The sequence below is a fragment of the uncultured Pedobacter sp. genome (assembly GCF_913776295.1).
Classification (GTDB): domain Bacteria; phylum Bacteroidota; class Bacteroidia; order Sphingobacteriales; family Sphingobacteriaceae; genus Pedobacter.
In genome coordinates, this window is sequence record NZ_CAJYOJ010000065.1 from 36811 (window position 1) to 63392 (window position 26582).

The 26582-nt window shown below is 39.2% G+C and carries 25 protein-coding genes; 18 read left to right on the forward strand and 7 right to left on the reverse strand.

The window, feature by feature from the left end; translation table 11 throughout:
- The first annotated feature begins 204 nt into the window (after positions 1–204).
- From QZ738_RS14460 to QZ738_RS14490, 7 genes are all read left to right on the forward strand, one after another.
- On the forward strand, positions 205–1746 hold the full coding sequence (locus QZ738_RS14460) for an acyl-CoA carboxylase subunit beta (RefSeq protein ID WP_293788468.1): 1542 nt from the start codon (positions 205–207) through the stop codon (positions 1744–1746).
- 125 nt (positions 1747–1871) lie between these two features.
- Positions 1872–2912, forward strand: coding sequence for an MFS transporter (locus QZ738_RS14465; protein WP_293788469.1), 1041 nt, complete (start codon positions 1872–1874; stop codon positions 2910–2912).
- A 113-nt stretch (positions 2913–3025) separates the two neighbouring features.
- Positions 3026–3628: a hypothetical protein gene (locus QZ738_RS14470; RefSeq protein ID WP_293788470.1), complete on the forward strand. Its 603-nt coding sequence runs from the start codon at positions 3026–3028 to the stop codon at positions 3626–3628.
- A gap of 2 nt (positions 3629–3630) precedes the next feature.
- Entirely contained in the window at positions 3631–4041 is a 411-nt protein-coding gene (locus QZ738_RS14475) for a GNAT family N-acetyltransferase (protein WP_293788471.1), read from the forward strand.
- A 66-nt stretch (positions 4042–4107) separates the two neighbouring features.
- Positions 4108–5223, forward strand: a complete 1116-nt coding sequence (locus QZ738_RS14480; protein ID WP_293788472.1) for a M42 family metallopeptidase — start codon at positions 4108–4110, stop codon at positions 5221–5223.
- Positions 5223–5489, forward strand: coding sequence for a hypothetical protein (locus tag QZ738_RS14485; protein WP_293788473.1), 267 nt, complete (start codon positions 5223–5225; stop codon positions 5487–5489). Before QZ738_RS14480 ends, QZ738_RS14485 begins: the two co-directional genes overlap by 1 nt.
- A 321-nt stretch (positions 5490–5810) precedes the next feature.
- Entirely contained in the window at positions 5811–6209 is a 399-nt protein-coding gene (locus QZ738_RS14490; protein ID WP_293788474.1) for a PAS domain-containing protein, read from the forward strand.
- Between the two features lie 12 nt (positions 6210–6221).
- Here the strand turns inward: QZ738_RS14490 and xth are convergent, their stop codons facing one another.
- The gene (gene xth / locus QZ738_RS14495; protein ID WP_293788475.1) at positions 6222–6998 is read right to left on the reverse strand and encodes an exodeoxyribonuclease III; all 777 of its coding nucleotides are present in this window, start codon (positions 6996–6998) and stop codon (positions 6222–6224) included.
- Between the two features lie 142 nt (positions 6999–7140).
- Between xth and QZ738_RS14500 the strand changes: the two genes are divergently transcribed.
- Positions 7141–7599 (forward strand): hypothetical protein, encoded by a 459-nt coding sequence (locus tag QZ738_RS14500; RefSeq protein WP_293788476.1) that lies wholly within the window; start codon positions 7141–7143, stop codon positions 7597–7599.
- Entirely contained in the window at positions 7589–8083 is a 495-nt protein-coding gene (locus QZ738_RS14505) for a hypothetical protein (RefSeq protein ID WP_293788477.1), read from the forward strand. The genes QZ738_RS14500 and QZ738_RS14505 overlap by 11 nt, the downstream gene beginning before the upstream one ends.
- A gap of 145 nt (positions 8084–8228) precedes the next feature.
- Here QZ738_RS14505 and QZ738_RS14510 read toward each other — a convergent pair whose 3' ends face one another.
- The 4 genes from QZ738_RS14510 to QZ738_RS14525 form a co-directional block, all read right to left on the reverse strand.
- Entirely contained in the window at positions 8229–8609 is a 381-nt protein-coding gene (locus QZ738_RS14510; protein WP_293788478.1) for a response regulator, read from the reverse strand.
- A 76-nt stretch (positions 8610–8685) separates the two neighbouring features.
- Complete coding sequence (locus tag QZ738_RS14515) at positions 8686–9204, reverse strand: sigma-70 family RNA polymerase sigma factor (RefSeq protein WP_293788479.1); 519 nt, start codon at positions 9202–9204, stop codon at positions 8686–8688.
- 125 nt (positions 9205–9329) lie between these two features.
- The gene (locus QZ738_RS14520) at positions 9330–9980 is read right to left on the reverse strand and encodes a response regulator transcription factor (RefSeq protein ID WP_293788480.1); all 651 of its coding nucleotides are present in this window, start codon (positions 9978–9980) and stop codon (positions 9330–9332) included.
- Positions 9981–10020: 40 nt separating this feature from the next.
- Positions 10021–11097: a PAS domain-containing sensor histidine kinase gene (locus tag QZ738_RS14525; RefSeq protein ID WP_293788481.1), complete on the reverse strand. Its 1077-nt coding sequence runs from the start codon at positions 11095–11097 to the stop codon at positions 10021–10023.
- A gap of 599 nt (positions 11098–11696) precedes the next feature.
- Between QZ738_RS14525 and QZ738_RS14530 the strand changes: the two genes are divergently transcribed.
- The 5 genes from QZ738_RS14530 (at position 11697) to QZ738_RS14550 (ending at position 18311) form a co-directional block, all read left to right on the forward strand.
- The gene (locus QZ738_RS14530) at positions 11697–14114 is read left to right on the forward strand and encodes a prolyl oligopeptidase family serine peptidase (protein WP_293788482.1); all 2418 of its coding nucleotides are present in this window, start codon (positions 11697–11699) and stop codon (positions 14112–14114) included.
- Between the two features lie 302 nt (positions 14115–14416).
- Positions 14417–15310, forward strand: a complete 894-nt coding sequence (locus tag QZ738_RS14535) for a J domain-containing protein (RefSeq protein ID WP_293788483.1) — start codon at positions 14417–14419, stop codon at positions 15308–15310.
- A 5-nt stretch (positions 15311–15315) separates the two neighbouring features.
- Positions 15316–15621, forward strand: a complete 306-nt coding sequence (locus QZ738_RS14540) for a chaperone modulator CbpM (protein WP_293788484.1) — start codon at positions 15316–15318, stop codon at positions 15619–15621.
- Positions 15622–15716: 95 nt separating this feature from the next.
- Positions 15717–17291, forward strand: a complete 1575-nt coding sequence (locus QZ738_RS14545; protein WP_293788485.1) for a helicase HerA-like domain-containing protein — start codon at positions 15717–15719, stop codon at positions 17289–17291.
- A gap of 120 nt (positions 17292–17411) precedes the next feature.
- The gene (locus tag QZ738_RS14550; protein ID WP_293788486.1) at positions 17412–18311 is read left to right on the forward strand and encodes a sugar phosphate nucleotidyltransferase; all 900 of its coding nucleotides are present in this window, start codon (positions 17412–17414) and stop codon (positions 18309–18311) included.
- Positions 18312–19312: 1001 nt separating this feature from the next.
- Here QZ738_RS14550 and dnaK read toward each other — a convergent pair.
- Complete coding sequence (gene dnaK, locus QZ738_RS14555) at positions 19313–21220, reverse strand: molecular chaperone DnaK (RefSeq protein ID WP_293788487.1); 1908 nt, start codon at positions 21218–21220, stop codon at positions 19313–19315.
- Between the two features lie 432 nt (positions 21221–21652).
- Here dnaK and QZ738_RS14560 point away from each other — a divergent pair, with 432 nt between their 5' ends.
- Positions 21653–22012, forward strand: a complete 360-nt coding sequence (locus QZ738_RS14560; RefSeq protein ID WP_293788488.1) for a DUF1304 domain-containing protein — start codon at positions 21653–21655, stop codon at positions 22010–22012.
- Positions 22013–22079: 67 nt separating this feature from the next.
- Positions 22080–22667: a murein L,D-transpeptidase catalytic domain-containing protein gene (locus QZ738_RS14565; RefSeq protein ID WP_293788489.1), complete on the forward strand. Its 588-nt coding sequence runs from the start codon at positions 22080–22082 to the stop codon at positions 22665–22667.
- A 33-nt stretch (positions 22668–22700) separates the two neighbouring features.
- Here the strand turns inward: QZ738_RS14565 and QZ738_RS14570 are convergent, their stop codons facing one another.
- Positions 22701–23900 carry an SAM-dependent methyltransferase gene (locus QZ738_RS14570; RefSeq protein ID WP_293788490.1) on the reverse strand — a complete coding sequence of 400 codons (1200 nt, stop codon included), beginning with the start codon at positions 23898–23900 and terminating at the stop codon, positions 22701–22703.
- Positions 23901–24190: 290 nt separating this feature from the next.
- Between QZ738_RS14570 and QZ738_RS14575 the strand changes: the two genes are divergently transcribed.
- Both QZ738_RS14575 and QZ738_RS14580 read left to right on the forward strand, forming a co-directional pair.
- Complete coding sequence (locus QZ738_RS14575; RefSeq protein ID WP_293788491.1) at positions 24191–25927, forward strand: GMC family oxidoreductase; 1737 nt, start codon at positions 24191–24193, stop codon at positions 25925–25927.
- Positions 25928–25938: 11 nt separating this feature from the next.
- Positions 25939–26571 carry a gluconate 2-dehydrogenase subunit 3 family protein gene (locus tag QZ738_RS14580; RefSeq protein ID WP_293788492.1) on the forward strand — a complete coding sequence of 211 codons (633 nt, stop codon included), beginning with the start codon at positions 25939–25941 and terminating at the stop codon, positions 26569–26571.
- The last annotated feature ends 11 nt before the right edge of the window (positions 26572–26582 follow it).

The following is a 26582-nucleotide window of genomic DNA, read 5'->3' on the forward strand; positions in this document are numbered from 1 at the left end:
TCCTTAAAATGTCGAAAAGCCCAGCACCGTTCATTTCCAATTCAGTACAACATACTTTTCTTTTAGGAAATGAAAGGACAGCATCTGGTAGCTATTACCCCATCTGCTTTACTTAAATTGTATGTTCGACCGAGATAAAATAACATCCCACCCCCTTGCATTACCGCTTGTAATTTTTAATTTTAAAATCTCATAGCCTCAGCAATGGACAAAAAAATAGCATTACTTAAAGATAAAATCAATCAGGCAAACCTTGGTGGCGGACAGCTTCGAATCGATAACCAGCATAAAAAAGGAAAACTTACTGCTCGGGAACGGATTCATTTTTTATTGGATGAAGGAAGTTTTGAAGAAATCGGCATGATGGTTACCCATCGAAGCACCGACTTTGGCATGGAACGCGAAAAATATCTGGGCGATGGCGTGGTAACAGGTTATGGAACCATTAATGGCAGATTAACTTATGTATTTTCTCAGGATTTTACCGTGTTTGGCGGTTCGCTTTCTGAAACTCATGCAGAGAAAATCTGTAAACTGATGGATATGGCCATGAAGAATGGGGCTCCGATTATCGGCCTAAACGATAGCGGCGGTGCACGTATTCAGGAAGGCGTGGTTTCATTGGGCGGTTATGCCGATATCTTTTATAAAAATGTGCAGGCTTCGGGTGTAATCCCGCAGTTATCAGCTGTAATGGGTCCGTGTGCGGGTGGAGCCGTTTATTCGCCAGCCATTACTGATTTTATCTTGATGGTAGAAAATACTTCGTACATGTTTGTAACCGGACCAAATGTGGTTAAAACGGTAACACACGAAGAAGTAACTTCTGAAGAACTGGGAGGCGCCAGTACACATGCCATCAAATCGGGTGTTACCCATTTTGCCTGCGCCAATGAAATTGAGGCCATTAACCATGTGAAAAAATTATTGAGCTATATGCCGCAAAATTGTGAGGAAATAGCCGATCACCTATTTTATGAAGCAGCTGATGAAAGCAGACCGGAACTCAACACGCTTATGCCTGAAAATGCTTCTCAACCTTACGATATACGTGAAGTGATTGCAAGCGTAGCCGATAATGATAGTTTTTTAGAAGTACATGCTGCTTACGCAGAAAATATTGTAGTGGGTTTTGCCCGCCTTGCAGGCAGAAGTATCGGTATTGTAGCCAATCAGCCCGCTTACCTGGCAGGCGTTTTAGATAGCAATTCTTCGGTTAAGGCTGCACGTTTTGTCCGCTTTTGTGATTGCTTTAACATTCCACTGCTGGTATTCGAAGATGTTCCCGGTTTTTTACCTGGTACAGATCAGGAATGGAACGGCATTATCACCAATGGTGCAAAGTTGTTATACGCCTTTAGTGAAGCTACCGTGCCACGCATTACCGTAATTACCAGAAAAGCTTATGGCGGTGCTTACGATGTGATGAACAGCAAACATATCGGTGCCGATCTGAATTACGCCTGGCCAAGTGCAGAGATTGCTGTGATGGGTGCCAAAGGTGCCGCAGAAATTATTTTTAAACGTGAAATTACCGCAGCAGAAAACCCGGAAGAAAAATGGTTGGAGAAAGAAAAACTATACTCAGATATTTTTGCCAACCCTTACCGCGCTGCCGAACGTGGCTTTGTTGATGAAGTAATTGAGCCGGCACAAACCCGTGCGAAGTTGATCAGAGCTTTTAAAATGTTGGAAAATAAAGTCGTAAACAACCCGAGAAAGAAACATGGAAATATACCTTTGTAGAAAATAGTCATTAGTCCATAGTCAGGTAGTAATCCACTCGCCGCTTAAGACTCATGACTGGAGACTTCCGACTCAAGACTCAAATGCAGATTACTCAGAAACTATCCCGGACAGACATCTTGCTCATGGCTTTTTGCACAGGCCTAATTGTTGCCAATATTTATTACTGCCAGCCATTGGTAATCTTGATTGCAAAAGATTTTGACCTTACCGAGCCTGTTGCCGGGAAGATTACCTACCTTACGCAGATTGGTTACGCTTTAGGCCTTTTCCTTTTAGTGCCACTTGGCGATATGTTTGAACGTAAAAAACAGATCCTGGTGATTACCGGCCTTGCCATTTTAGCTTTACTGGCTGCTGCCGTTTCGCAAAGCTTTTTTATACTGGAAGCGGCCTCCATCTTAATCGGTGCCTGCTCTATTGTACCTCAGTTGATATTGCCATTGGCAGCTAATTTAAGTACCGATGAAAATCGGGGAGCCAATATTGGCATGATTATGAGCGGTTTGCTGGTGGGGATCTTAGCCTCACGCGCAGTAAGTGGCAGCATTGGCTTTTGGCTGGGTTGGCGGGCGGTGTATTATATGGCCGCCGGAATTTGTGGACTGCTTATTTTTTTAATGGCCAAACGCTTTCCTCAAAGTTACCCTCATTTTAAAGGCTCGTATAAAGAACTCATGCGTTCGATGTTTGGGTATATCAAAACACAACCTGCCTTAAGGGAAACTTCGATCATTAATTTTCTGGCTTTTGCCATTATCAGTGCTTTCTGGACCACCATGGTATTATTTCTGGCTAATCCACCCTTTAATTTCCAAACGTTGCAGATTGGCCTATTTGGAATTGCCGGAGCAGCGGGCGCATTGGCTGCACCGCTGGTTGGAAAATTAAGCGATGGAAACAATCCGCGTAAGAACTTAATGATTGGTTTTGTACTGCAACTCATCAGTATCGCTTTGTTTTATTTTACAAACAGCCATTTGTATCTTTTTGTAATTGGTATTGTGCTGATCGACATCGGACAGCAAGCAATACATGTAACCAATCAAACCCGTATTTACACCTTAATACCAGAAGCCAGAAACCGGCTGAACACCATTTTTATGTCGGTGAGTTTTATTGGCGCCAGCTGTGGCTCGGCACTGGGTTTATGGCTTTGGGACTAGGGCGGTTGGGCTTTATTCTGTTATGGAATGACAGGTATCATTATACTTAATATTTTAATATATCAGTTTTACGGGAAGAAAAATCACAATTTAAACAATCCCTTATAAAGTTTATGAAATCTAAAAACGTAATCAAAACACTTTCAGTATTGTTAGTCTCTCTGTCCATTTTTGGTAAAGCAAAAGCTCAAGACAGTACAAATGTAGCGCAGCCAACAGAAGTAAAATCGCTTAATAAAATAAGGTTGAGTCTTCTCTCGCTACATTATGAACGGGAACAAAAAATAGGAAAACTCATCACACTTTATGGAGGTGCAGGATTGGCTGGTACTTTTCTAATAGAATACAATTATAATTACATGGCTGGAGATAAAACCAAAACCTACTTTGATCTGGCACCAAACCTGTACGCAGGAATCAGAAAATATTACCATTTTGATAACAGGATAAAAAAAGGAAAAAAAACCATTAATAACGCTTCTAATTATTTTGGACTAGACGTAAGCAGTTATTTTTCTCCCTTAATTAAAGGTGGCAATCTCAATCAATACCATGTGGCAAATTGGGAGATGGGAATTACCCCGCAGTGGGGTTTTCAACGCAGCATCGGCAAGAAAACAAATTTTGAGCTTTCATTGGGTCCAAATATTCGCATCAATAAATATCAAACCTATTATGGCGTTGATGGCCGGATAGGCTTTAGCTTTTTGTTATAATTATGGTTCAAATTGAACAAATATTCCCCTCACTAACCTGGCGGATCAGGCATGAGACGATGTACCCTGAATTACCCTTTGACAGCGTAAAGCTTGCCGATGATTTTGAGGGCATCCACTTTGGGTTATACCTCGATCATAAGTTGACAGGAGTAGTTTCTTTATTTTATGAAGGAGATGTGTATCAGTTCCGTAAACTGGCCATTTTACCCGGTGCTCAAAAAGCAGGTTTGGGTACACAGTTAATGGCTTATATCCTCGATTTTTGTAAAATTCAAAAAGCGACAAAACTATGGTGCAATGCACGTGTAAATGCTAAGGAATTTTATTTTAAATTTGGCTTCCTTGAAACGGATCAAACCTTTTTTAAAGATGGTTACGATTTTGTGATCATGGAAAAAGAACTATCATAATCATTAACAAGACGGACAAACGCATCACGCCATGCGCTTTGCACCATGCTATAAAACAAATAACATATGGCTAAGAAAAAAGACGAAGAAAAGAAAAAACATGTTGCAGTAGTTACCAAAAAGTCGCTGCAGTTTCTCGAAGAATACATCAATAACCCTGCTCCCACCGGTTATGAATGGGAAGGACAAAAACTTTGGTTAAATTATTTAAAACCGTATATAGACGAACATTTCATCGATAATTACGGTACTGCTGTAGGTGTGATTAACCCTAAAGCTGATTTTAAAGTGGTTATAGAAGCCCATGCAGATGAAATTTCCTGGTATGTAAACTACATTACCAGCGACGGCTTAATTTATGTCATCCGCAATGGCGGTTCTGACCATCAGATTGCACCTTCTAAACGGGTGAACATCCATACCGAGAAAGGTTTGGTTAAAGCGGTATTCGGCTGGCCGGCTATTCATACACGTCATGGAGAGAAAGAACAGGCTCCGGAATTAAAAAACATCTTTTTGGATTGCGGTTGTACCTCAAAAGAAGAAGTAGAAAAATTAGGCATCCATGTGGGCTGTGTAATTACCTACGAAGATGAGTTTATGGTGTTGAACGACCGCTATTATGTTGGTCGCGCTTTAGATAACCGTGTGGGTGGTTTTATGATTGCCGAAGTAGCCCGTTTATTAAAAGAAAACAAGAAAAAGCTTCCTTTTGGTTTGTACATTGTAAACTCGGTACAGGAAGAAATCGGTTTGCGTGGTGCCGAGATGATTGCCCAGCGCATTAAACCGAATGTGGCCATTATTACCGATGTAACACACGATACCACTACGCCAATGATCAATAAAAACGTTCAGGGAGATTTATCGGCAGGTAAAGGTCCTGTTGTTTCTTATGCACCAGCTGTACAAACCAATTTAAATAAACTATTGATCCAAACGGCCGAGAAAAACCACATCCCATTTCAACGTCAGGCCTCATCACGTTCTACCGGAACTGATACGGATGCTTTTGCTTACTCAAATGGCGGGGTACCATCGGCATTAATTTCGCTGCCATTACGTTATATGCATACTACGGTAGAGATGGTGCATAAAGAGGATGTTGACAATGTAATCAGCCTGATTTATGAAAGCTTATTGAACATTAGCAACGGTCAGGACTTCAGATCATTTAAATAATGAAAAAATTAAATCACCGGAAGATCGTGATCAACACCTTATTAAAGGTTTTGCTTATGATTGTGGTTATCTTTATCCTTAACTCCTGGCCAAGCATAAAACAGAGTTTTGCTGGTAACGCACCACCTTTGCATTACTGGCTGGATCATAGCTTTAAAGTAAGTAACATCATCCTTATTTTAGGATTTGGTGTTTATTTTTATTACAAAGATTTAATGAATCAAAAAGAACTGATTGAAAATTCAAAAGTCTCAGATCAGCATTAATATTAGTAAATGAGACTAAAGATGCTATATCAGGAAAAATCTCCGAATTTTTCTATCCTAAGCATAACTTTTACTAAACCTGCCAGATAATCCAGCTTCGTTCCTGTAGTTTCTCTGGCAGGTTGTCTATTTCAATACAGCCGCATTAACCTCCAAGTGTGAATTTTAAGTCGCTTGCACTGCCAATCATTCAGATGTTTTTTTGTTGATGGAGATATAATCGTAAATACCCTCATGGTTCCTGTACATTAATTTTTATTAATACTCAACAGATCTTCACATACTTTGTGTAATTTACCTTCATAGTTTATCCTTCTTATTATGAAAACAAACAAGAAAAATGTTGATCTATCCGTTATTTGTGATGATCACTGGGATGTCGTATTCGACCACCTTCGCCTTGGTTTTTGGGAGCTGAGCCTAGCAACCGGTATACTTCGTTCAACCCGATCGTTTAAAGAGAATTTTGGTTACCCCCCGGATGGCGTTCTAAGCTATGAAACAGTTTTAGGCCTGATTCTGCCCGAAGACCTCGATCATGTTCAGGATGAAATAGAGCTTACCGTAACCAGAGAAAAAAACAGCTATGATGTATTATACCGGATCCGCCGCCCTGATGGAAAAATCCGGTGGATCAAAGCCGATGGAATACTTTCCCAACAGGAGGGCGAATTGCTAAAATTGATTGGAACAACTTTAGATGTTACCGATTTAAGATAATTTCAATTTTAGTTACAGATCATTCAGTTCTATCCAAACAGGTCCGTGGTCGCTTGTTTTTTCCCATCCCCTAACGTTTTTATCCACTCCCGCTGATTTTAAGCGATCGCTCACCTGAGGACTCAATAAAAAATGGTCAATTCTCAATCCTGCATTTCTGCCATAAGCATTACGGAAGTAATCCCAAAAGGTATATATGGTTTCTGTCGGATATAATTTCCTGATCGCATCTGTCCAGCCTTGTGCCATTAAATTTTGAAATGCCTGTCGGGTTTCGGGGCGGAACAATGCATCTTCAACCCATCTTTCAGGTTTATAGGCATCCAGTTCTGTAGGAATTACATTATAATCTCCTGCCAAAACAACAGGTATATTCCGCGATAACAAAGTTGCTGCATGTGCAGCAAAGCGTTCAAACCATTGCAGTTTATAATCAAATTTAGGTCCTGGTGCCGGGTTGCCATTTGGCAGGTACAAACAACCAATTACAACATTGTTTACCATAGCTTCTATATACCTGCTGTGCAAATCTTCAGGATCTCCATCTAAACCGCGCCTGAGTTCTTTTATTTCTACATTTCTGGCAAGTATGGCTACTCCGTTCCAGCTTTTCTGACCGTGCCAGATCGCATGGTAACCTGCATTTTTAATCGCCTCTTCAGGAAATTTTTCCTGAGGGGCCTTTAGTTCCTGCAGGCATACCACATCTGGCTGGGTTTCTTCCAACCAACGTAAAAGTACAGGCAAACGGCCATTTACACCATTCACATTATAAGTAGCTATTTTCATTTTATAAATCTCCGCATTAAAAACCTAAAAACAGAAAATCCTTATATTTTAATCTTAAAAGCAATATTTCATACCTCAATTAACGATAATTTAAAATTTGGCGTTATCTTGCCGCTCATTTAGCGTAACCGTTCCAATAATCATGTTCCAGGCAGTCATAAATAATCATTCTGCTGAGCCAAAAGAAATCTGTTGGCTTTATAACCGATATGCTCCCATGCTGCTGGGCTATATCAATGGTATTGTACAAGACCCTAAAAAATCCGAAGATCATCTCATCGCTATTCTTACTTCATTCGTAAAGGATGTTGTCGTTTTACCAGAAAAAAGCAGGTTAAATATCTGGCTGGAACTTCGTCAATATGCACAAAGTAAATTAACTTTGTACACGGCTAAAAGCCATCAGTCAAATCTCGACCAATCAATACATAACGGTAAGCTGGATTTGTTAGATGATTTACAAAAAAAGATATTCTGTGCGGTATATTATCATGGAAAATCAATTCAGTACCTGGCGGCAACAATTGGATGTGATGAAAGCGAAATCCGCAATCAGTTAAAATTATCAATCGATAAAATGAGGAGGGCAAGTGGAAATTAATAAAATTATTGAGAGCGGTTTAATGGAAACCTATGTGATGGGAATCGCCACCGAAGAAGAGGTAAAGAAAGTCTTATCACTAAAAAAAGAATATCCGGCATTTAAAGACGCTCTGGAGCAGCTGGAGTATGATATGGAGCTACTGGCACAAAGCATGGGCATTGAACCACCTGCCGGCACTTTAGCTAAAATTGAGCATGGAATCAATGAAATACAGCGCCAAAACCAATCTGTACAAACTGCCTTCAATCCAGAGTATAGCTCTGATAAAACCCAGCCAGATAACAGACAAGAAAAATATATAGAGGTAGAATCAGAATCTAACCAAATGCACGTAAATAAAGCCTGGAAATGGGTATTTATCGCCGTTTTTGTATTGGGCAAAATATTTCTGGCCTGTGCTATTTATTTTTATCTGGAAAACAGACAGGTGAAGGAGCAAATTAAGGAATTAAAAATAGAGATAAAACAGAAGATAAGGTAAGATGTGCTGGATGTATCAGACAAACCTATCTTTTTAAAACCAATACTAAACTGAAATGTTTAGTTGTTAAGATTCATTCGTGTTTGAGCGCATGTTTGAGTTTAGATATGGGGATAGGCTGCTAGTCTATCCCCTTTTTTTATATTCAAACCGTTTTTGTTTCTAACAATGTCTTTATTTTTTGTCGGAGGTCCGCTATCTCAAAAGGCTTTTCAATGGTATCGTCAGGTGAGCAATTTAAATTATCCATATTTACAGCTGAAAGCAATATCACCGGAACTGAGGCTGTTTGAGGATCAAATTTTAATCTATTGCAAATATCCCGACCATCATGTTTGCCTATAAGTATATCCAACAGAATGAGGTCTGGCAGAAAATCAGTAATGGTTTCTTTTAATTGAAATTCATCAGCATCCAAAATGCCTTTTATATGATAATGTTCTTCCTCAAAAATTAACTTTATAATATCATGAATGTTTTCGTCATCATCAATTATAAGAATTTTCTTAACTAGCGGGCTGCTCATAGTCAACAAAGCTAGCGCAAGTGAATGGGTTCAGACAGCGTATTTATACCTGAATTTACCGAAAAGATGACCAATATCAGGCAGCTAAACCTGCTTTATAATTTTTAAGCATCTTTTTCAGCAGCCCTCTAGCCACATGTATTTTAGTTTTTACCGTACCTAGCGGAATGTCTAACTCGGCAGCAATTTCGTGATATTTATAACCTTCAAAGTAGCGGCAAAAGCAAAACCTACAGTCCTCAGGTAAGGCATTTAGTGATTTCTGTATATCCTCCATGATAAACTTGGTAGCTCCGCCATTTAAAGAGGCGCTTGGAACCAGTTGCACGGAAGTCAAATCATCTTCCTGCTGGATCATTTCATTTTTACGCTTCACTTTATAATAATGATTGAGAAAAGTATTTTTCAGGATGGTGAAAAGCCATGCCCTCACGTTGCTTCCCATTTCAAATTTGGCCGAAAACCTAAAGGCTTTCATAAAAGTATCCTGAACTAAATCAGCGGCGTCATCTTCATCATGTGTGTACGCTAATGCGCGATCGAAAAGTGGTTGCCTGTATTGGTAAATGTCGCAATTGAAATTTAAAGTATCCATAATTCGTTTTAAGGCTGATGTCAATATTCAACAAACAGCAACTCCTTATGTTATTTGTAGAAATACCCGATTTTTTACGGTTTATTCTAAACACTTAAAAAAGGGCCGAAAAACGATCAAAAATACTAGTCTACATAACCATTTCGCATGGCAAAACGAACTAAAGATGCGGAATTTTTTGTACCTGTTTTGCTGATTAAAGCTTCTCTTTGGCTCTCTACAGTTCGCCTGCTCAGGTATAATTTATCAGCTATTTCCTGGTTAGTTAATCCGTCAGCAATGAGTTTTAACACATTAATTTCGCGCTCCGTAAAGTTGATTTCCGTATTCATTTTTCGCGAGAGTATATTCAACTGCATATTAAAACGCTCTAAAATGGAGATGCATAAATTAGAAGAAAGGTACCGTTTTCCCTTCATTACATGCTTTAGGCAAAACAACAGTTCGTCTTCTTCAATATCTTTTGACAGATAAGCAAAAGCTCCTGATACAAAAGCATTTGACGCATACTTTTCATCATCTAAAATAGATAAAACAACTACTTTAGCGGTGTATTTACGTGCTTTAATCGTACTGGCCAAGGCGATCCCATCCAGCCTTGGCATTACAATATCTGATAAAATGATATCAGCTTTTATTCCTTTTTCCAAAAGCTCCAAGACTGCTAAACCGTCCGGAACTTCTGCAACAACATTGATGCCTTCGTGTTTTTCTATAAGCGCTTTAAGTGAGGTCCGGATAATATGGTGATCATCCGCAAGAATAATGTTAATCATAATTCAAATATAACTTACGCCGTTTTAAAATTAAAAACGACTACTTAGGCAGCTCAATATAGAAGGTTGTTCCAACACCGGTTTTGCTCTCAAACCATATTTTTCCCTGATGTAAATCTACAATGGCCTTGATTATGCCCATACCAAATCCTCCTGATTCTTCGCCCTTAAGTCCAGGCCTCAACGTTTCGGGCAAATGATTAAAAAGTCCTGCCTGCAGCTCTTCCGGAATCCCTATTCCATCATCGGCAACGGTAATCAGAACAGTACTTTCATATTCTTCGGCATGTATCGTAATATTACCATAATCGGCAGTAAATTTTATGGAGTTTGAGATAAGGTTATTAATAACCTGTATAAACTTCATAGAATCAAGACGTAGATAAATCTGTTCAGCAGAGCTGGTAAATTTAATATGCTTCATTTTGCCCAGCTTCGATCGTTTATAGAAACGAACCACATCTTTAAGTTCCCAAACCAGATCGGCACGCTCTTTACGGATTTCGACCACAGACGATTTTAAAAATTCCTTGTTAACCATACTCCGTACCAAAAGTAGGTTACGCTCACACATATCCTGAATAAATGCCAGCGAATTGATCATCCGCTCATCACCTGTTTGTGCAATCCCCTCTTTCATAGATGAAGCAATTAATTTCATCATGCCCAGTGGTTCTTTTAAATCGTGAGCCAATACTTCCAGGGTTATGTTTTTTCGTGCGTTTATCTGTTCGATGTGGATTTTATTATGTCGCATTACCGTGATGTCTTCAACTGTACCGACTAAAAGCTTAACTGCACCATTAGTAACAGAAAATACGATTACCCGGACATACTTCTCTCTATCTAGAAACAGTAAACGAAATTCATATTTGTTTTCCTTATCCTCTTCAAGGCATTCTTTATAACAGTTCCTTACATGCGTCAAATCTTCAGGATGCACCCTTTTTAAAAGCAACTTCGGATCAGCAATAACTTCATCAGAGTGGAGTTCCCAGATGTTACTTAATGATTTATTTAGATATGAAAAAGTTTGCGATGTGTAGTTAAAAATAAAATATCCGTCAACAGAACGGTCGCCTAGATTACAAAAAAGCTCTTTATTCAATTCGACCATGATATAATTTTTGATAATTTGACAATAAACGATATAATAATAAATCAGCAGTCACATCTCAAACAGTAGAGGAGTGAAAATGTTTTATACAAAAAATAGGTGCGCACTATTGCAGGAAAGGACATCCAGACCAGGATGAATTACTTTAGGGAAATTAACATTTTCCACATATTGTTTAAAAATATTTACCCAGTTAAAACCAACTATTACCTAAATTGTTAAGCATAAAAGAAAGATAAAAAAGTCCTGTGAGCGGGAGATCCGCGGAGGGCAGGCACACCATAAGGAAGAAATAATTCCTCTTAACAATAGCCATCATAAAAGGTGGCTATTTTGTTTATCTTTCATGTATAAAATTTTTATTTGTCTTGAGCTGTTTTATTCACTACAATTGATTCGATGTGATGATAAATCGATCTGAAATCCCCCTACGCCTCTTCATGTTTTATTCATAAAACAAATGGCATAGAATAAAACTACAGAAAACGATTTAATCAAATAGACAAGTTTTTTTATCACAATGCCTCACTAAGAAGTTACGCAGCAATAAGTTAAATTTTACCATATTTGATCATTCCTTATTTTGAATAAAACCGGAAATGATTAAAAAACTAAGCCTTTATTTATGGATAGCAGGCACTTGTATTTCGCTTCATTCTGCGGCACAAGATGCAGTAAGCTACCAAACTCCCCCAAAAGAAATTGCCGACTTATTACTGGCTAAACCAACTCCCAGCGTAAGCATAGATGGCAAAGCTGAATGGATCTTGTTCAGCGAGCGTAATTCCTATCCTTCGGTAGCAGAATTGGCTATGCCTGAATATAGAATTGCGGGATTAAGATTAAATCCGAATAATTACTCGCCAAGCAGACAAACCTATATCAACAATTTCAGTTTAAAAAATATTAAATCCAATCAAAATTTTCAGGTAACCGGCTTGCCCAATCCATTGTATGCTGGCAACGTTAGCTGGAATCCATCTGAAAATAAGATTGCTTTTACACATACTACTCAAAAAGGAGTTGATCTATATATCATTGATCTGGCTACAAAAAAAGCGACTAAAATCAATAAGGCTTTTTTAAACGTAGTTTTAGGAAGTGGTCTTACCTGGTTAAATGATCAAACCGTTATTTACCGTACGGTAACCAAGCCTGCCAGTGCCGCCCCTACAAAACCATTAATGCCTAAAGGGCCAACCATCCAGCAAAATTTAGGAAAAGCTGCACCCAGCGCTACTTTCCAGGATCTGATCAAATCACCGTTTGATGAACAGTTGTTTGAATTTTTTGCTACCTCGCAATTGGTTAAAAACACGGCCGGAGTAGAAACGCCCATTGGTAAGCCGGCTATTTATGGCTTAACCAGTTTATCACCCGATAAAAATTATATGATGGTTGAAACCATCCATAAACCATTTTCCTACCTCGTTTCGGCTTATGGCTTTCCATCTACAGTAAGTATCAACGATTTGTCGGGTAAAACTATTAAGGTTATTGCCGAACTACCATCATCGGAAGGTACGCCATCTGGTTATGATAATACACAAGACGTACCTCGGGCTTTCGACTGGAGGGATGATGAACCGGCTACATTGGTATGGAGCAAGCCTCTGGATAGTGGTTTGATTAAAAAAAATGTTCCCTATCATGATGCAGTATATGCGTTAAGTGCACCTTTTACCGGAACAGGGAAAGAATTATTTAAAACACAGACCCGTTACCGAGGTGTACAATGGGGCGATGCCAACCTTGCACTTATTATGGAAGGCCTACGCAGCAAACAAACCACTAAAGTAAGCCGCTATAACCCTACAACAGGAACGGTAGAAGAACTGTACAGCCGTAACCAAACAGATGCATATGGAAACCCAGGTTCCCCGGTTACGATCAAAAATAAATACGGCAGACAAGTAATTAAAACGGTTGATAATGGCACTAAACTGCTGATGAACAATATTGTGGGTTCATCAGAAAAAGGAGATTTACCGTTCCTGGCTAAATTTGATTTAAGCACTAAAAAGAACGAGATTATCTGGCGCAGTGCCGAAGGAACGTTCGAGTATGTAAGTGATGTAGTCAATCCTGATAAACTGATTTTAATTACCCGTAAAGAAAGTCAAAAATTAGCACCTAATTATTTTATTAAAAACCTGTTGCTTCGTGTTGCCGACCAGCCTATCACCAATTTCACTAACCCATACCCATCGTTGGAAGGCATTACCAAACAAAAAATTTCTTATAAACGTGCAGATGGAGTTGATTTAACCGGCGATTTGTATTTACCAAGGGGATATAACAAAGATAAAGATGGCCCGCTACCAACTTTAATCTGGGCTTATCCACGCGAATTTAATTCTGCGGCTGATGCTGCACAGATCCGCGGATCGAAAGATAAATTCACAACCATAAGCTGGGCCTCTCCTATTTTTTGGGTAACCCGCGGATATGCTGTGTTAGATAATGCCGAAATGCCAATTGTGGCCAAAGATGGTAAAAAACCTAATGATACCTTTGTAGATCAATTACAGCTAAATGCTGAAGCAGCGATTAATAAGTTGGCTGATTTAGGTGTTGGCGATAAAAAACGTATGGCTGTTGGTGGCCACAGTTATGGTGCATTTATGACTGCAAACCTATTGGCCCATACTCATCTTTTTGCCGCAGGTATTGCCCGAAGCGGAGCATACAACCGTACGCTTACACCATTCGGTTTTCAGAACGAGGAACGTACCTATTGGCAGGCACCTCAGTTATATTATGAAATGAGTCCGTTTAGTTATGCTGATAAAATTAAAACACCATTGTTATTGATCCATGGCGACTTAGACGATAATCCGGGTACTTTCCCCATTAACAGCGAACGTTTGTTCAATGCCATTAAAGGTGCAGGAGGTACAACCCGATTTGTGTTTCTACCATATGAAGCACATAGCTATCGTGGCAAAGAAAACCTGCTGCACATGCTTTGGGAGCAAGACCAGTGGTTAGAAAAATATGTTAAAAACAAAAAATAATATCTCTCTACCTATATCAATCAAAATGCCCCCATATGGGGCATTTTTTGTTTATCGTGCTTCTAAATTGCTTGCTGTGCTGTCAGATATTTCTATCTGAAACTGATCACATTCTGAAATCCAATATTTCAGTAGCCAGCTGTCAGCTGGTAACAACTGACAGCACATTCGATAATTTAATGCTCATTTTTTACTCTTTGCTCCATGCTACTCTCCAATTTTGCCATTGCACATTTCCACACTAAAACCTTACATTTATACAATAAAATTGAACATTCCCTTTATTAATTTGTTAAGTCATTATGGACTACATAGACTATTATAAAATCCTCGATTTAAAAAAAGATGCAACCACAGAGGATATTAAAAAAGCTTATAGAAAATTAGCCCGCAAACACCATCCGGATCTTAATCCCAATAACGAAGAGGCAAACAAAAAGTTTCAGCAAATTAATGAGGCTAACGAAGTTTTAAGCGATCCCGAAAAAAGAAAGAAATACGATAAATACGGAAAAGATTGGCAGCACGCCGATCAGCTGGATGCCCAGCAACAACAGCAAAGGCAATATCAATCGCAAGGGCAATCTTACGGCGGAAGCAGCTATTCTGGTGGTTTTGGCGGTGAAGACTTTTCTGATTTCTTTTCTTCTATGTTTGGTGGAGGAGGAAGAAGCAGTAGAAATTCGCCATTTAAAGGCCAGGACTATAGTGCCGAGTTACAATTGAATTTGCTTGATGCCTATACTACACATAAACAAACCTTAACTGTTAACGGCAAACAGGTACGTATTACCATTCCGGCAGGAGTTGAAAACGGACAAAAGATCAAACTTCCGGGTTATGGTGCTCCTGGTGTCAATAATGGGCCTCCAGGCGATCTATACATCAAATTCAATATTAGTGATCATCCCAAATTCAAAAGGAAAGGGAACGATATTTACATTCAGGAAGAAATAGATCTCTATACAGCGATTTTAGGTGGCGAAAAAATTGTAGAAACCTTAAATGGCAAAGTCAAGCTTAAAGTACCGGAAGGCACACAGCCCGATACTACGTTAAGATTGAAAGGCAAAGGGTTTCCGGTTTACAAAAAAGAAAACCAGTTTGGCGATCTGTATATTAAATGGCAGGTAAAGATACCCACTAATTTAAATGCTGAACAAAAAGAACTATTCGAAAAACTTTCCAAATCATAACCATTATGGAAACTTATCTCATACCTGTAGAAGACATCTGCGCTTATCACCATGTAGAAATCAACTTTATCCATTCTCTGGAAGATTTTGGATTGATCCAAACTACTATAAAAAAGCAATCTGTTTTTTTACCTGTTGACGAATTGACTAAACTGGAGCAGTACCTTCGATTGGCTAACGATCTCCAGATTAACTTGGAAGGTATTCATGCCGTTTCGCACCTGCTCAATCAATTGCAAAATATGCAGCAGCAAATCACCGTGCTTCAGAACGAATTAAATTATTACAGGCAGCTTAACCATCAACCATAAATAACCATGTATGCCATGTTTTTGGATCAAAGGGCTGAATAAAACCATAACTTTTACAAGATAAGTTTCTTAAATTGGCAATCTAATTTTAAAAAATGAGCGATCTTTCTTCAAAATTCATCGAAAAAATAAAATCATCTTATGCTCCTTCGGGTTCGTGCATTTATTTAGGCGCCGGAATTTTAGATGGACAGGTCTATAGCGAAGCCGAAGTTAATTTGTCGTTAAAAATGATGAATAGACACGGTCTGATTGCCGGAGCAACAGGAACAGGTAAAACTCGGACCCTACAGTTACTGGCAGAGCAGCTGTCAGACGCTGGTGTTCCGGTTTTTATGTTGGATGTCAAGGGCGATTTATCGGGTTTGAACCAACCAGGTTCTGTTAATCCAAAAATCGAGGAAAGAGCACAACAGCTCAACAAAACTTTTTCACCAACAGGTTTCCCGGTCGAGATTTACTCCCTTTCAGGCAGAATGGGCGCACAGATGCGTGCAACCGTCCTGGAGTTTGGACCTACGCTTTTATCAAAAATTTTAGATTTAAACGATACTCAGGCAGGTGTTTTAGCCGTCATCTTCAAATATGCTGATGACAATAAACTGCCGATAATCGATTTAAATGATTTAAAAAAACTGGTATCGTATCTTTCAGAAGGGCCAGGCGCAGCAGAAATCAAAAGCAGTTATGGCAGTATTTCTACCGCAACAGCTGGCACCATGCTGAGGAAAATAGTAGCGATAGAACAACAGGGCTTAGGCGGTATGTTTGGTGAAAAATCTTTCGATACTGAAGATCTTTTTGAACGGATTGACGGCAAAGGGGCCATCAGTTTATTAAACATTGCAGATGTCCAGAACCAGCGCGTATTATACTCCACCTTTTTATTAAGTTTATTGGCTGAGTTATTTAATACCATGCCCGAGGTTGGCGATTTAGACAAACCAAAACTGGTATTCTTTTTTGATGAAGCCCATTTATTGTTCAAAAACTCTTCCAAAGCATTTTTAGAACAGATAGAAACCATCATCAGGTTAATCCGTTCTAAAGCTATAGGTGTTTTCTTTTGTACACAGGCACCTACCGATGTTCCGGAAAGTGTTTTAGGCCAATTAGGCAACCGCGTGCAACATGCATTGAGGGCTTTTACCCCGAATGATGTGGATGCCCTGAAAAAGACGGTTAACACTTACCCAAAATCGGATTTTTATGAGATCGATAAAATATTAACCTCATTAGGTACGGGACAGGCATTGGTTACCGTATTAAATGAAAAAGGTATTCCAACAGAAGTATCGGCAACCATGCTTACCCCGCCAAGGGCCGTAATGGGACCACTTACAGCTGCAGATTTCGAGCAGCTGGTAAATACCAGCCCGATGTATGCCAAATATAAAGATTCTATCGACCCTGAAAGTGCATATGACATTTTAACTAAACGCATTAACGAACAAACTGCAGCAGCCGAACAAGAAAAACAGGAAGCTGAAGCACAAAAACAAGCCGAAAAAGAAAGCAAGCCAAAACCAGGAGAAAAGAGCCTTATTGAACAGGTAATGGGTGCAACCATCACCCGACAAATTGGTAAAGAAATTGTCCGCGGTATATTTGGCATGCTTACCGGTAAAAAAACACGCTCAAAAACCGGTGGCGGCCTTTTTGGATTTTAAAAACTAATTAATTAACATAATAAAGCGCTCAAATAACTAATTTTGCAAGTTGAAACTAAGATAATGTATTAGTTATTTCATCATCAAGGTCTCGACGCACAATAATATAATAAACAATAGATGAAACCCACCTTATTAATATTAGCAGCCGGTATGGCCAGCCGCTATGGAAGCATGAAACAGATTGATGGTTTTGGCCCGAATGGCGAAACGATTATCGATTATTCAATATATGATGCAATAAATGCCGGTTTCGGTAAAGTTGTATTTATCATCAAAGAAGAGTTTGTAGATAACTTTAAAGCTATTTTTGAACCTAAACTTGCCGGAAGAATTGAAGTGGATTATGTTTTCCAAAACTTCGATTTAAAACAGTTTGGTATAGAAGAAGAAATTTACAGAGAAAAGCCCTGGGGTACTGCACATGCAATCTTATCGGGTAGAAAAATAGTTAAAGAACCTTTCTGCGTAATCAATGCAGATGACTATTATGGTTTCGATGCCTTTAAAAAAATGGTCGATTTCTTAACTACAGAAGTAACGGACAGCAACTACTCCATCATCGGTTACCAGATCGGAAAAACTTTATCAGAATTTGGTGCAGTTTCCCGCGGGGTTTGTAAGGTAGATGCAACTGGCAATCTCGAAGAGATTATCGAACGTACCAAGGTGTATCCTAAAGACGGCAAGATCTTTTATGAAGAAAATGGCGAAGAATTTCCTTTGGCATATGAAACACCAGTTTCGATGAATTTCTGGGGCTTCACACCTGCTGTTTTCAAAATTACTGAAGATCTGTTCAAAGAATTTGTGGAAGCCAATAAAGACAAGCCTAAAGCAGAGTTTTTTATTCCATTAATTGGCGAAAACCTGGTAAAAAGCAATACGGCAACCTTTAAAGTAATTCCTACTTCAAACAAATGGTTTGGCGTAACTTATAAAGAAGATAAACCTTATGTTCAGGATAGTATTGACCAATTGGTGAAAAACGGAACATACCCGGAAAAACTTTGGGATTAAATTGATTCTGAAGGTTAAAAAGCATAAGCTACAGAAAATGCAAAAATTACAAAATAGGTACGGTTTTAATTAACCGTACTTATTTTTTCTTCAGAATCATAAGAAAAAAATATTCTTCAAAACATCAATAGTTTGGCATTTAATCGCCATAAGCTATTGCAAAATACCTCAGACTAATCGCTAATTATCATTATTTTACCTATCCTGATTAATTTTATAAAACATGTTTCGACAATTCAGCTAAGAATAAGCCTACCTTCATGACTACTGGGGTAGGGCTCCATTTTTGGGCTAAATATGTTTTTGTCTAATAAGTCTGATAGTATCTTGCAGTACAAATACTGCCAAATAAAAAAGAAGAATATGAGAATCGATAATTTTAAAGTTTGGCTTTTTATTTCTACCTCACTCCTTTTTGTCCTCTTTACTTTTATAACATTTATTGCATTTGGAGCGCTTGATGAAGGTACCTCTGGAACCAGCCCAACTATACAAGTAACAGCCAAATTATATTATATTTTCCGTTTCCCTACACATACGTTGTTATTTCGTTTTATGAATGGGTCGGTCTTCTTCATTGGGTTATTGCTCAACTGTCTATTTTATGGATTTTTAACTGAGCGAATTGTTTTTCTATTGAGTAATAAAAAATTAGCTTAGCAGTTTGCAATTATATAAGATATTGAGTTCATATAAGTGATCCGAACTTTGCAGCTTTTAAACAAAAGCCATGAACAAAAAGCCCTTCTACATAAACCTGACAGCAGCGGCAGCCCCGAATTTTTCATGAGGGCTACAGCGAATGGCGGGACTGCAGTTACAGAAAAGCGCCTAACTTTCATTTCCCAAATCTCTTTAACTTTAACCCTATAAGCCATATAGGAACAAGAAGTTAAACAACCACCATTAAAACCCAAAAAAGCGTCCCTGAATTTAATCAGGAACGCTTTCTATATTTAGATCTTCGGACTTTACGGACCTCAGACTTTAAGACTTTAAGACTATTTCTTATCGTCTTCTTTTACTTCTTCAAAATCAACGTCAGTAACATTATCGCCACCTTGAGCTTGTCCATCAGCTTGTGGTTGTTCACCACCCTGAGGTTGCTCTCCAGCTTTGTACATTTCTTCTGATGCCACGTTCCAGGCAGCTTGTAATTCAGCCGAAGCCGCATCGATATCTGCGAAATTACGTGACGAGTGTGCTGCTTTTAATTTCTCTAAACCAGCTTCAATTGGTGCTTTTTTATCAGCAGATAATTTGTCACCAAACTCTTTCAATTGTTTCTCCGTTGAGAAAATTAAAGCATCAGCACCGTTAATTTTATCAGCTTCTTCTTTTTGCTTCGCATCATCTGCAGCATTCGCTTCCGCTTCTTCTTTCATTTTTTTGATTTCAGCATCAGTTAAACCTGAAGATGCCTCGATACGGATTTTTTGCTCTTTACCAGTAGCTTTATCTTTAGCACTTACGTGTAAGATACCGTTGGCATCAATATCGAATGATACTTCAACCTGAGGCACACCACGAGGTGCTGGTGGAATACCATCTAAAATGAAACGGCCAATGGTACGGTTCTGAGCAGCCATCGGACGCTCACCTTGTAAAATGTGGATTTCTACCGAAGGCTGGTTATCAGCTGCAGTGGAGAAGGTTTCCGATTTTTTAGTTGGGATCGTAGTGTTAGACTCAATTAATTTAGTCATTACACCACCCATCGTTTCAATACCTAATGATAAAGGCGTAACGTCTAATAACAATACATCTTTCACATCACCAGTTAATACACCACCTTGAATAGCAGCACCAATCGCTACCACCTCATCAGGATTAACGCCTTTGCTTGGCTCTTTACCGAAGAAAGCTTTAACCGCTTCCTGAATAGCAGGAATACGTGTAGAACCACCTACCAGGATAATTTCGTCGATATCACCTGTGCTTAAACCAGCGTTTTTCAAAGCAGATTTACAAGGATCGATAGTACGTTTAATTAAGCTATCAGCTAATTGCTCAAATTTAGCACGAGATAATGTACGTACCAAGTGTTTAGGGCCACTAGCATCAGCAGTAATGTATGGTAAATTAATTTCAGTTGAAGTAGTGCTTGATAACTCAATTTTAGCTTTCTCAGCAGCTTCTTTTAAACGTTGCAACGCCATTGGATCTTTAGAAAGGTCCATGTTGTTTTCTGATTTAAACTCCTGAGTTAACCAATCGATAATGATGTGGTCAAAGTCATCACCACCTAAGTGCGTATCACCATCGGTAGATTTTACTTCGAAAACGCCATCACCCAATTCCAGTACAGAAACGTCATGCGTACCACCACCACAGTCAAACACCACAATTTTCATGTCTTTGTGTGCTTTATCTAAACCATAAGCTAAAGCAGCTGCAGTTGGCTCGTTAATGATACGTTTCACAGATAAACCTGCAATCTCGCCAGCTTCTTTAGTCGCCTGACGTTGCGCATCATTAAAATAAGCTGGTACGGTAATTACCGCCTCAGTTACTTCCTGTCCTAAGAAATCTTCGGCAGTTTTTTTCATTTTTTGCAAAATCATTGCAGAAATCTCTTGTGGAGTGTATTTTCTGTCGTCGATTTCAACACGTGGTGTATTGTTGTCTCCTTTTACTACTTTATAAGGTACGCGTCCAGCCTCTTTCGCACTTTCGTCATAGCTGCTACCCATAAAGCGTTTAATTGAATATATCGTTTTTGTTGGGTTGGTTATAGCCTGACGTTTAGCAGGCTCGCCAACTTTACGCTCACCGTTTTCTGCAAAAGCAACAATAGACGGTGTAGTACGTTTACCCTCACTGTTTGCGATAACTACAGGCTCATTGCCCTCCATTACGCTCACGCAAGAGTTTGTTGTTCCTAAGTCTATTCCAATAATTTTTCCCATTGTATTTTTATTTTTCTCTTTTTAAAGTATTATAATTTCTACAGCTATTAAACAATGCTTGTGCCAATTGGTTTTTGGCAGAGATTATGAGAAAAAGACTGATAAAATGTAAAAAACAACCCAATTTGATACTGACAGCATGACAGAAAACAGGTAAGATACAGATGGATTGAAAGGGCAAAGTTTAAAGCTCAGGTATTAGAGCAAAGTAAAGATTTCTTAAAATGATTTGAAAATGAAAGTCAGCAGTTCTTCGGAAACACCAGCCCCGCTAACCGCTTTACTCCGTTGCACTACGTGTTCGCTATTATCGGGTTTAGTTACAACGGGCCGTAAAAATCCATCCATAATTTTATATCTTTAAAGACGCAATCAATCTGGGGCAATCATTTAAATTAATTTAATCATTTAAATCTGTGTAATCTCTATCATATGCAAATAGCAGCACAAATCTTAATCGGCTTAGTAGCCTTTATTCACGTTTATATCCTTTGGTTGGAAATGTTCGCCTGGACAACCAAAGCACCACAGGTATTTAAAACCATTCCTAAAGACTTATTCGTACCAACAAAAACATTGGCTGCTAATCAGGGCTTATATAATGGCTTTTTAGCAGCGGGTTTAATCTGGTCGCTATGTATAAATGATCATGAATGGAAAATGTACGTAGCTATATTTTTTCTATGCTGTGTGATTATTGCGGGTATTTATGGTGCAGCAATGGCGAGTAAAAAAATTCTCTATGTGCAATCTATTCCTGCTTTAGTCGCATTAATCTTATTGCATTTGTAACTAAGTTCTATTGGTCGGTATCGCACCTACCGAAATGGTGCATTACTCTTCATACCACTCATTCTCCATGCAAAAGTTGTTCGTTCTCCTGGCTTTATTCACCGTCTTCCGATTTAAGCCTTTCGTGGATAATAAAGTGAGTGAAGATAGAATTGGCGAAGCATTGGTCTTCTGTAAAAAAAACAACATGGATACTTCCATTGCCATGATGGTTGACATGAGTATCCATTCCGGCAAAAACAGATTCTTCGTTTATGATTTTAAACAGAAGAAAATTATCATCGAAGGCTTATGTGCCCATGGGGTTGGAGGAGGTAGTACCCCAACGAAACCTGTCTTCAGTAATAAGGAGGGTAGTTATTGCACCTCGTTGGGTAAATATAACGTTAAAGGACGTGCGTATAGCAATTGGGGTATCCATGTGCATTATAAAATGTATGGTTTAGAGAAAACGAATAGCAATGCTTTTAAACGGATTGTGGTCTTACATTCCTATAGTCCAGTACCTAATCAGGAAATTTATCCTCAAACCCTTTTCGGGCAAAGTGCTGGCTGCCCTGTTTTATCAGATGCCACGATGAAAAAAGTAGATACTTTGTTGAAGAACAGGGAAAAACCAGTATTACTCTGGATTTACAATTCGTATTCAATTTAATAAGGCGATCGTCATTCGGAATGACGAATATTCTTAAAGCTCCAACAATCTTTCCAAATGATGATAGCCAATGCCAAAGTATTGCTTGCTGGCTTTAATTTTCTCTAAAATTGCTTTCTGCCCCTCAGTCTTCGGACTTCCGACTAAAGACTTCTGACTTTTCTTCACCCCCACCACAAGCACATTTTTAGGCGTATGCGCATCAGAAATAAATTCGAGAACTTTGGTTTTATAGCCAAAATACTCCAAAATCAAAGCCCGGATGCCATCAGTAACCATTTCGGCCTGACGTTCCAAAAAGATTCCGTACTTGGTCAAAAAAGAAACATCATTCTTTACTTTGTTTTGTTCAATTTCCCTGCGGATCTGTTTATGGCAGCAGGGCGCAACTACAATCAACTCGGCATTGGCCTTAATTCCTTTATAAATGGCATCATCTGTCGCGGTATCGCAGGCATGTAATGCAATTAAAAGGTTTACCTCTTCTGCATTATAATCTTCAATAGTGCCTTGTACAAAATTCAATTTGTGGAAAGCAGATTTTACCGCAACCTGGTTACATAAGTCAACCATATCCTGCCGGAACTCTACTCCGATTACCTCGCTTTCCAATTTTAAAACCGAATGCAGGTAATCGTAAAGTGCAAAAGTCAGATAACCTTTGCCAGAACCCATATCAGCAACCTTTTTAATAGTGCCTTCAGGTAGTTCTTTTATCAAAGTGCTTAAAATTTCAATATAGTGATTTATTTGCTTGAATTTATCCTGCGCATTTTTAAAAACCTTCCCATCTGCATCAGTGATTTTCAATTCTGTCAAATACGAATTCGAATCAGGTTTGATCAACCTGGTTTTTTCTTTGTCGTGATTGGCAGATGGTGCCGCTACACGGGTTGCTTTACCTTTACGCAGCACAACCTTTCCATTGTTCATTTCCTCCAGTATGAGGTCGTTCTCGGTCGTAAATAGCGTAGCTATTTTAAATCCGGTTGTCAGATAATTCTCAATTAAATCGATGGCCTCATTGATCGCGTAGTTTTTAACCACATCGCGTGTTTTGTAGCGATAAGTAAGTGCCAGTCTATCTTCACGTTTAATTATCACCTTACGGATCAACAATTGTTTCAAGGCTTCTTCTGCCCCTTTATAATTCCCTAAAGAAACTTTTACAAAATTTTCTTCTTTTAAACTGGCTTTTAAAGCGGTAATAAATTGCTTGATATATTCTGACACTGCTATTGATTTGAAATACAAAGATAATCAAGTTTATCTGGAGCCGAATACTCAATGAATAATGTAACAATAGAGCGACCATATAAAAAAATGGAAGAGATAAAATGCACGAAGGATTGCCATCTTTAACCATAAAAATCGTTGGTATTGATTTAAATAGATGAATGACGTAATACGATTTAGAAACCCGCCATAGCATCATTATCTATACTGATTCCAAAATAGTGGAACACTTTTTTTTCAAAAAATTAAATTTTAGATTAGGGTATTCAAATAGCTAATCACAATACATGAGTGACTTTCAGATAAAAAAATCGCCTACTGTATACGATGCCATTATTGTTGGCTCGGGTGCAGGTGGCGGAATGGCAGCCTATGTGCTGGCTCATGCCGGTCAAAAGGTTTTAATGCTCGAGGCCGGTCAAAATTTCGATCCTCGATTGGATTCACATCAATTAAAATGGCCGTGGGAATCACCACGTCGCGGGGCAGGAACCGTTCGCCCCTTTGGTGATTTTGATGCTTCTTATGGCGGCTGGGAACTGGAAGGCGAGCCTTATACCCAGAAAAACAAAAGCGAATTCGAGTGGTTCCGATCGCGTATGCTGGGTGGCCGTACCAACCACTGGGGAAGGATTTCTTTACGGATGGGTCCGGATGATTTTAAGCCCAAAGATGGTTTGACTGATGCCTGGCCGATAACCTACGCGGATGTAAAACCATTTTATGATAAAGTTGACCGCATGATCGGTATTTATGGAACAGCAGAAGGTTTAGAAAATGAACCTGACGGCATTTTTATGAAACCGCCTAAACCGAGGTTAAACGAGCTTTTCATCAAAAAAGGTGCTGAAAAAGCCGGCGTGAAGGTCATTACCGGTCGTGGTTCTGTATTAACAGAAGCTCTACCCAATAACAATGATCGCGCACCTTGTTTTTATTGTGGACAATGTGGAAGAAGCTGTAAAGTCTATGGCGATTTTTCATCATCATCGTGCCTGGTAAACCCTGCAGTAAAAACCGGAAACCTAACGGTTATTACCGATGCAATGGTACGTGAAGTGATTACCGATAAAGACGGTACTGCAAAAGGTGTTTCTTATGTCAACCGAAAAGATTTACAGGAATATCAGGTAAACGGCAAGCTGGTTATTTTAGGTGCGAGTGCCTGCGAATCAGCGCGAATATTATTGAATTCCAAATCAACTTCACATCCAAATGGCCTGGCCAATAGCAGTGGTGTAGTGGGCAAGTACCTGCACGATTCTACAGGGGCAAGCGTTTCGGGCTTTCTGCCGCAGTTAATGGATCGGAAACGTTATAATGAAGACGGTGTTGGTAGTGTTCACATCTATTCACCATGGTGGTTGGATAATCGCAAACTCAACTTCCCACGAGGTTACCATATTGAATATTGGGGCGGGATGGGCATGCCTGCTTATGGTTTTGGTGGCGGCGTAGCTCAAATGAACGGGATGGTACCTGGCAGAGATGGAAAAATGAAAGAAGCCGGAGGTTACGGAAAATCACTAAAAGATGATTATCGGAGGTTTTATGGCACTGGTGTAGGTATGGCCGGCCGTGGTACCGCTATTGCGAGAGAAAGCAATTATTGCGAAATCGATCCGAACACGGTAGATAAATATGGCATTCCGGTTTTAAGGTTTAACTATAAATGGGATAAAGATGAAATTTTACAGGCGAAACACATGCAGGAAACTTTTCTTTCGATTATGAAGGAAATGGGTGCAGTGGTAACCTCCGAAATTCAAGGTGCAGATACCAATTACGGTTTACTCAATCCCGGAAAAATCATCCACGAGGTAGGTACCATACGCATGGGCGACGACCCTAAAAAATCGGCTTTAAACAAATACTGCCAGGCACATGATTGTAAAAATCTGTTTGTGGTAGATGCGGGTCCGTTTGTACAACAGGGCGATAAAAATGCTACCTGGACTATCCTGGCCCTGTCCATGCGCACTGCAGAATATATTTTAGCTCAAAAGAAAAAACAAAACATTTAAAGAATTACAACATGAATAGACGTGATTCACTAAAAGCACTAGGTTTAACCGCCATCAGCACAACCGTGCTACTCGAGGCCTGTAAGCAACCTGAAGCAAAAACCGAGGTTACTGCGCCTGAAGAAGGTGCAAAAGAAGCAGGCAGGGAACAGTGGGAATTGGACCGTGATAAAAATCTGAAATCTGAAACTTTTTTCACCAAACATGAAATGGCTACCATTACCGTTCTAGCCGACATCATTATCCCGAAGGACGAAGTTTCGGGTAGCGCTTCTGATGCCAAAGTACCAGAGTTTATCGAATTTATCGTAAAAGACATTCCCGAACATAAAACACCTATGCGCGGCGGACTGAAATGGCTGGATGTATATAGCTTTAATAAATTTCAAAAACCTTTTATTGAAGCCTCTGCAGATCAACAAATCTCTATAGTTGATGAAATTGCTTATCCTAAAAAAGCCCGACCAGAAGTGCAGGCGGGCGTAGCCTTTTTCAACAGAATGAGAAATTTAACCGCCTCAGGTTTTTACACCACAGAAATGGGCGTAAAAGATATCGGTTATGTTGGTAATGCGCCAAATCAATGGGCTGGTGTTCCTGCTGATGTATTGAAGCAGTATGGAATGGAGAATGTAAAGATTTAACTTAAAGGAGC